Annotated in this window: 6 protein-coding genes; 3 read left to right on the top strand and 3 right to left on the bottom strand. The window is 60.4% G+C overall.

The window, feature by feature from the left end; all coding sequences use genetic code 11:
• Positions 1–142, top strand: a 142-nt coding sequence (locus BVH06_RS18285) for a transposase (protein WP_139315676.1), incomplete at its 5' end; no start/stop codon positions are given.
• Between the two features lie 70 nt (positions 143–212).
• On the opposite strand, the gene BVH06_RS18280 is transcribed toward BVH06_RS18285, so the two are convergent.
• Positions 213–1,589, bottom strand: a complete 1,377-nt coding sequence (locus BVH06_RS18280; protein ID WP_075932748.1) for an MFS transporter — start codon at positions 1,587–1,589, stop codon at positions 213–215.
• Between the two features lie 577 nt (positions 1,590–2,166).
• Here BVH06_RS18280 and quiC point away from each other — a divergent pair.
• The gene (quiC, locus tag BVH06_RS18275; protein ID WP_075935016.1) at positions 2,167–4,074 is read left to right on the top strand and encodes a 3-dehydroshikimate dehydratase QuiC; all 1,908 of its coding nucleotides are present in this window, start codon (positions 2,167–2,169) and stop codon (positions 4,072–4,074) included.
• Between the two features lie 83 nt (positions 4,075–4,157).
• Positions 4,158–4,829 carry a TetR/AcrR family transcriptional regulator gene (locus tag BVH06_RS18270; protein ID WP_075935017.1) on the top strand — a complete coding sequence of 224 codons (672 nt, stop codon included), beginning with the start codon at positions 4,158–4,160 and terminating at the stop codon, positions 4,827–4,829.
• 53 nt (positions 4,830–4,882) lie between these two features.
• Here BVH06_RS18270 and BVH06_RS18265 read toward each other — a convergent pair whose 3' ends face one another.
• Complete coding sequence (locus BVH06_RS18265; RefSeq protein WP_075935015.1) at positions 4,883–5,737, bottom strand: shikimate dehydrogenase; 855 nt, start codon at positions 5,735–5,737, stop codon at positions 4,883–4,885.
• 7 nt (positions 5,738–5,744) lie between these two features.
• A complete protein-coding gene (aroQ, locus tag BVH06_RS18260) occupies positions 5,745–6,185 on the bottom strand; it encodes a type II 3-dehydroquinate dehydratase (RefSeq protein WP_075935014.1) in 441 nt (146 codons plus the stop codon).
• Between the last annotated feature and the right edge of the window lie 632 nt (positions 6,186–6,817).

The raw sequence follows: 6,817 nt of genomic DNA, 5'->3' as shown, positions 1-6,817 counted from the left end.
CAGGGTGCGCTGGCCCATGCACACGGGTCAGCTAGAAGGGATTAACAACCGGATCAAGGTCATCAAACGGATGGCTTACGGCTACCGGGACAGCGAATTCTTCTTTATGAAGATCAAGAATGACTTTCCCGGCAATCCGTGAAGAACCAAATTTTAGCCCCCGGAAATACAAGAAGGCCCGTTAAGGGCCTTCTCTTCTTACGCCTGCCTGGTTAGTGGCTGGCTTCGTTCACGCTGTTCTGGCGAGCGGCGTCGTATTCGGCCTTGTCCATCGGCTTGGCGCCGGGTTTGCCCAGTTCGCTCATCGGAATCCGGTAGGTTTCCGGTGCGATGAAGGCGGCGAGGGCGCACAGGCAGGTGATGCCGAATGCCAGGCTGCCGATCAGCCATGGAATGTTGTCCGAGCCGGGCGGTGCGACCAGGGCAAACAGCGCAGGCAGCATGGCGGTGAGCATGGTGCCGATGTTCTGGGCGATGGCCATGGCGGACACGCGGTAGCGGGTCTGGAACAGCTCCGGGTAGAAGCTTGGGAACACCGCGTTGTAGCCTTGGTAGACCACGCCCCACATCAGCAGCGACATGATGAACGCCAGCGGCACGTTGCTGATGCTGATCGCATACAGATAACCGAACGCCAGCAGGCCAGAACCCAGCGCGCCGGTGATCAGGGTCGGGCGGCGACCGATCTTGTCGGAGAGGTTGCCCACGAACGGAATCACCAGAACCGCGACGATGTTGCCCACCACCGGAATCCACAGATAGACGCTCTTGTCGAAGCCGATCCCGTAGGCCGGTTGCACGGCATAAGCGCCACCGAAGATGGTCGCCACCACCGGAATCACGTTCATCAGCGCCATCACCATGACCAGGAACATGGTCCGCCAGCTGGTGCTGAATGCTTCGGAGATCGGCGACTTGGCGATCTTCTGCTTGTTCTCTTCGTTGACGAAGGCCGGCGTTTCGTGAACCTCACGACGGATGATGAAACCCGCCAGCAGTACGAAGGCACTGAGCAGGAACGGGATCCGCCAGCCCCAGTCGTTGAACGCCTCGCTCGGCATGAAGTAGGCGAGCGGCAGGAATACCGCAGCGGCGAGCACCTGGCCGGCCTGTACGCCTTGCAGCGTGAAGCTGGCGTAGAAGCCTCGTCGTCCGAAGGGCGCATGCTCGAGAATCATCGAGCTGGCGCCGGAGATCTCACCGGCTACCGCGAAGCCCTGGATCAGGCGCAGAACGACCAGCATGGCCGGAGCCAGCAGACCGATATCGTGGTAGGTCGGCAGCAGGCCGACGGCCATGGTGGAGATGCCCATCAGGAACATGCACAGCAGCAGCACGTTCTTGCGACCACGGGTGTCGCCCCAATGGCCGAGCACGAATGCACCTACCGGGCGCGCCAGGTAGCCGACGCCGTAGGTTGCCAGCGAGGCGACGATGGCCATCTTCGGATCGGTGTTGGGAAAGAATATCTGCGGGAAGATCAGCGCCGCGGCCTGGGCGTAGATGAAGAAATCGTAGTACTCCAGCGCTGAACCGACCCAGCCGCTGGCAGTGGCTTTCTTGGCTTGTGAAGTTGAGGGCTTAGCCATCATGGTCTCCGTTGTTATTAGAGCGCCGAGCGAAGCGGCAACTGGGTGCGGCTTGGCCACAGCGTGTGGGGACCGGCCTTGTGGATGGCACCGGTCGACCCGCTTTCAGGATTATCGAGCGGAGTGTCGCGAGTCAGGGTTGGACGTGCGCAGACGCAGTTGGCCGGGTGGGTGCCAAAAAGCGTGCGAATGGTATGCGGGTATGCAGGGGCTGGGAAGTGAGCATGGGCGTACTCTTATTGAAATTGTTATGGATGGAGCCGGGTTGTTTGCTGGTCGCGGCGGAAGGGTTTCCGTCACTGCAGTGGGAAACATGGTGTTGCAAACCGTGAAATAGCGTCAATTCGATAAACGGCCTAGTGTTCGATAATCGCACGAAATACTAACTAGTTCGTACACTTTGAATTGCCGCTTCGCGCGGGCGCACGAATAATCGCTGCAGGCCTCAAGAAATGGCATAAGGGGATTGAACGGCCTGGCGAATGCCAAGCTCGAACGCCTTGTCGGCTACGCTTCTGGTGCCGGGCCCAGGTCATTACACGATCCGTAGAGATCGTTATCTACAAGGAGCTGAAGTATGCATCGCTCGATCGCCACCGTCTCGCTGAGCGGCACCCTGCCCGAGAAACTCGAAGCCATCGCCGCTGCCGGCTTCGACGGCGTGGAAATCTTCGAGAACGACCTGCTGTACTACGCGGGCAGCCCGCGCGACGTGCGCAAGATGTGCGCCGATCTGGGCATCGCCATCACCCTGTTTCAGCCGTTCCGTGATTTCGAAGGCTGCCGCCGCGACCGGCTGCAACGCAACCTGGACCGCGCGGAGCGCAAGTTCGACCTGATGCAGGAGCTTGGCACCGATCTGGTGCTGGTATGCAGCAACGTAGCTACCGACTCGCTCGGCGATGAAGAGATTCTCGTCGACGACCTGCGTCTGCTGGGCGAGCGCGCCGGCGCGCGGGGCCTGCGTATCGGTTACGAGGCACTGGCCTGGGGCCGCCACGTCAATACTTACCAGCAGGTCTGGAACCTGGTTCGCCAGGCCGATCATGCGGCGGTCGGGGTGATTCTCGACAGCTTCCATACCTTGTCGCTCAAGGGCGATCCGGCAGCCATCGCCGAGATCCCTGGCGACAAGATCTTTTTCGTGCAGATGGCCGATGCGCCGATTCTGGCCATGGACGTGCTGGAGTGGAGCCGCCACTTCCGTTGCTTCCCGGGGCAGGGTGAGTTCGACCTGCCAGGCTTTCTGGCGCCGATCATCCGCACCGGCTACACCGGCCCGCTGTCGCTGGAAATCTTCAACGATGGCTTCCGTGCCGCGCCGCCACGCGCCAATGCGGTCGACGGGCTGCGCTCGCTTCTGTATCTGGAAGAAAAGACCCGGCAGCTGCTGGCGGCCGATGCCCAGGCACCGAACCTCGATCTGCTGTTCGATACCCCGCCAGCCAGTCGCTATCACGGTGTCGAGTTCCTCGAGTTCGCCGTCGACGAGGCTGCCGGCGCCAAGCTGTCGGGTTGGTTGCAGCGTCTGGGTTTCGCCAAGGCAGGCGAGCACCGCTCCAAGGACGTCAGCCTGCTGCGTCAGGGCGACATCAACATCGTGCTCAATGCCGAACCCTATTCGTTCGCCCACGGTTTCTTCGAGGCCCACGGCCCGTCGCTGTGCGCCACCGCACTGAAGGTGAAAGATGGCACGACTGCGTTGCAGCGCGCCCTCGATTACCGTGGTCACCCGTATCGCGGCCTGGTCGGGCCGAACGAGCGCGAGATTCCGGCGATGCGCGCGCCCGATGGCAGCCTCATCTACCTGGTCGACCAGGCCGAAGCAGGGCAGACCATCTACGACAGCGACTTCAAGCTGGATCCCGCTGCGCTGCCGACCGGCAGCCTGCAACGTATCGACCACATGGCGCTGGCGCTGCCGGCGGACAGCCTCGACAGCTGGGTGCTGTTCTACAAGAGCCTGTTGGACTTCGAGGCCGACGACGAAGTGGTGCTGCCCGATCCCTATGGCCTGGTGAAAAGTCGGGCGCTACGCAGCCGCTGCAGTTCGGTGCGCCTGCCGCTGAACATTTCGGAGAACCGCAACACAGCCATCGCCCATGCGCTGTCCAGCTACCGGGGTTCCGGCGTGCATCACATCGCGTTTTCCTGCGAGGACATCTTCAAGGAAGTCGAGCGGGCCAAGGAGGCGGGTGTGCCGCTTTTGGACATCCCGCTCAACTACTATGACGATCTCGCCGCGCGCTTCGATTTCGACGACGAGTTCCTCAGCGAACTGGCCTATTACAACGTGCTCTACGACCGCGATGCCCAGGGCGGTGAGCTGTTTCACGTGTACACCGAGGCGTTCGAGGAGCGCTTCTTCTTCGAGATCATTCAGCGCAAGAATGGCTACGTCGGCTATGGTGCCGCCAACGTTGCGGTGCGCCTGGCTGCCATGGCCAAGGCACGCAGTGGTGTGACGCGGCAGGCGAAGCTGTAAGCTGTACTCAGGCGGATGCGTGCCAGAGGTCGCATCCGCTTTTCGTTTGCAGTGATAACAAGAACGCCATGATGAGTGATTCCATGACCGCTACCCTCGAGCCTGCGAGCCACGAGCAGGCCGCAGCGCCGCGCAAGCCACGCAAGAACAATCCGGAGAAGACCCGGGAGAACATCCTGCAGGCCGCCATCACCGAATTCGTCCGCCAGGGGCTCTCGGGGGCCCGGGTCGATGCCATCGCCGAGCGCACGGCAACGTCCAAGCGCATGATCTATTACTACTTCGGCAGCAAGGAGCAGCTTTATCTCGAAGTACTCTCGAAGTTGTACGGCGATATCCGCAGTACCGAGCGCCGTCTGCACCTCGACGAGCTGCCAGCACCCGACGCCATTCGCCGCCTGGTGGAGTTCACCTTCGACCACCATGATCGCAACTCGGATTTCGTGCGCATCGTCAGCATCGAGAACATTCACTACGGCGAGTACGTCAAGCAGTCACCGGAAATCCGCCGGATGAGCAACGTGGTGCTGCTGACGCTGGGCGAAACCCTCAAGCGTGGCGAGAAGGAAGGGCTGTTTCGCGAGGGGCTCGATACCCTGGACGTACACATGCTGATCAGTTCGTTCTGCTTCTACCGCGTCTCGAACCGGCATACCTTCGGGGAGATCTTCCAGATCGACCTGCCGGACGAACAGGTCAAGCAACGCCACAAGACGATGATCTGCGAAGCGGTACTGCGCTATATCACGCGCTGAGCGTATCAGCCAGCGAGCTTGGGCCGACTCATCGCCGAGTCGGCCCGGTGGCATCAACCGTTCATGCTATGGAAATGATCGAGCATGCGCTGGGCATCGGCCTGGGCATCGCTGAACAGCTCGAATGCCTTCACGGCTTGAAAGACCGCCATGTTGCCGCCGTCCAGGGTTCGGCAACCGATGGCACGTGCTTCGCGCAGCAGTTCGGTTTCCAACGGGAAGTAGACGATCTCCGCAACCCATAGCTCTTGGCGCAGCAGCGTCTTGGGTACCGGCATGCCGGGCAGTTTGGCCATGCCCATCGGTGTGGTGTTGACCAGACCGTCGGCGGCGGCCATCGCCGAGCTCAGCTCGCCGCCGGCCTGGGCACGCGGCGAGCCGAAGTGCTCGTTGAGGTTGCTTGCCAGGGCCTGGGCGCGTTCGGGCTCGACGTCGAAGATGCTCAACTGTTCGACGCCCTCGCTCAACAGGGCATGAGCCACCGCGGCGCCGGCACCTCCAGCGCCCATTTGCACCACGCGTCGGCGAGCGACGTCGCCCAGGCCGCGTTTGAACCCTTCGGAAAACCCAAGGCAGTCGGTGTTGTGACCGATGCGTTTACCACCCTTGAACACGACCGTATTGACCGCGCCGATGCCCCTGGCTTCGTCGGAGAGCTCATCGAGCAGCGGAATGATCGCCTGTTTGCAGGGAAAGGTGATGTTGAGCCCGGTGAAGCTCATGCGCTCGGCGGCGCTGAGCAGATCGGGGAGGGCGCTGATGTCGAGCTTCAGGTGGTCCAGGTCGATCAGCCTATATAAGTAGCGAATCCCCTGGGCATCGCCCTCATGCTCGTGCATGGCGGGGGTGCGGGACGCCTGGATGCCTGCGCCGATCAGGCCGGCCAGAATGCTTTTGCTGGAAGTCATGACGGCCTTATTCCTTGACTAGGTGGCTGAAGTGCTGGAGTGCCGCGCGATAGCCGCCGCTGCCCAAGCCGCAGATCACGCCAAGCGCGACAGGGGAAACGAAGGAGTGATGGCGGAAGGTCTCCCGCTTGTGCACGTTGGAGAGGTGCACTTCTATGACCGGTAGCTCGCTGGCAACCAGCGCATCACGGATGGCGACGGACGTATGCGTCCAGGCCGCCGGGTTGATCACGATGCCTGCGCAGCGGCCGCGGGCCTTGTGAATCCAGTCGATCAGCTCGGCTTCATGGTTGGTCTGGCGGAATTCGGTGGTCAGGCCAAGGGCTTCAGCGGTGTTCGCGCAAAGCCTGGAGATATCGGCCAGGGTTTCGTGGCCGTAGGTGGCCGGCTCACGGGTGCCGAGCATATTCAGGTTCGGGCCGTTGAGGATCAGAATGATGGGAGCCATGGTGCTTCCTGTTGTTATTGTGGAACCAGCCTGAGGTGGCGCCATTAAAAATGTACTAACTGGTTAATTAGGTCAATCCAGCTATCCATATAAAGCAGGCCAAAGCGTTCGATTATCGCGCTACAGTCGATTTCGCAAGAAAGTGAAATAAACGGTTGACCTGATCTCGTGGGGGCCTATAATGCGCACCACTTCCGGCGCAGCCTGATCTGAAAACTCCTTGTAGATCAATGAGTTAGACGAAAATAAAGGTTGCACGGACGGCGAATTCGAGTAGAATGCGCCGGCATCGACAGGGTGGTTTGAGTGGTTCTGTTGATGGTTCGGTCAGGTTGATCGAAGGCGGTAAAAGAGGGTGTTGACAGTGGTTTGTAACGCTGTAGAATGCGCCTCCCGCTGGAGAGAAGATGGTCTGGTCGGGTGCTGCAAGGTGTTGAGAGGAAAGAAAAAATTCTTCAAAAACAGCTTGACAGCAAATGAGGGCGCTGTAAGATGCGCGCCTCGGTTGAGACGAAAGCCTCAGCCAAACGTTCTTTAACAACTGAATCAAGCAATTCGTGTGGGTGCTTGTGAGTTAAGACTGACTGATCGCAAGATTATCAGCATCACAAGTAACACTCGTGAATTCGAGA

The sequence above is a fragment of the Pseudomonas sp. PA27(2017) genome (genome assembly GCF_001945445.1).
Classification (GTDB): domain Bacteria; phylum Pseudomonadota; class Gammaproteobacteria; order Pseudomonadales; family Pseudomonadaceae; genus Aquipseudomonas.
The sequence above is the reverse complement of the archived record's forward strand: the minus strand, read 5'-3'. Positions and strand labels throughout refer to the sequence as shown.

Bases quoted from the DNA above. Each gene is read 5' to 3' on its own strand.
- BVH06_RS18280 (WP_075932748.1), bottom strand. From the start codon at position 1,589: ATGGCTAAGCCCTCAACTTCACAAGCCAAGAAAGCCACTGCCAGCGGC.
- quiC (WP_075935016.1), top strand. From the start codon at position 2,167: ATGCATCGCTCGATCGCCACCGTCTCGCTGAGCGGCACCCTGCCCGAG.
- BVH06_RS18270 (WP_075935017.1), top strand. From the start codon at position 4,158: ATGACCGCTACCCTCGAGCCTGCGAGCCACGAGCAGGCCGCAGCGCCG.
- BVH06_RS18265 (WP_075935015.1), bottom strand. From the start codon at position 5,737: ATGACTTCCAGCAAAAGCATTCTGGCCGGCCTGATCGGCGCAGGCATC.
- aroQ (WP_075935014.1), bottom strand. From the start codon at position 6,185: ATGGCTCCCATCATTCTGATCCTCAACGGCCCGAACCTGAATATGCTC.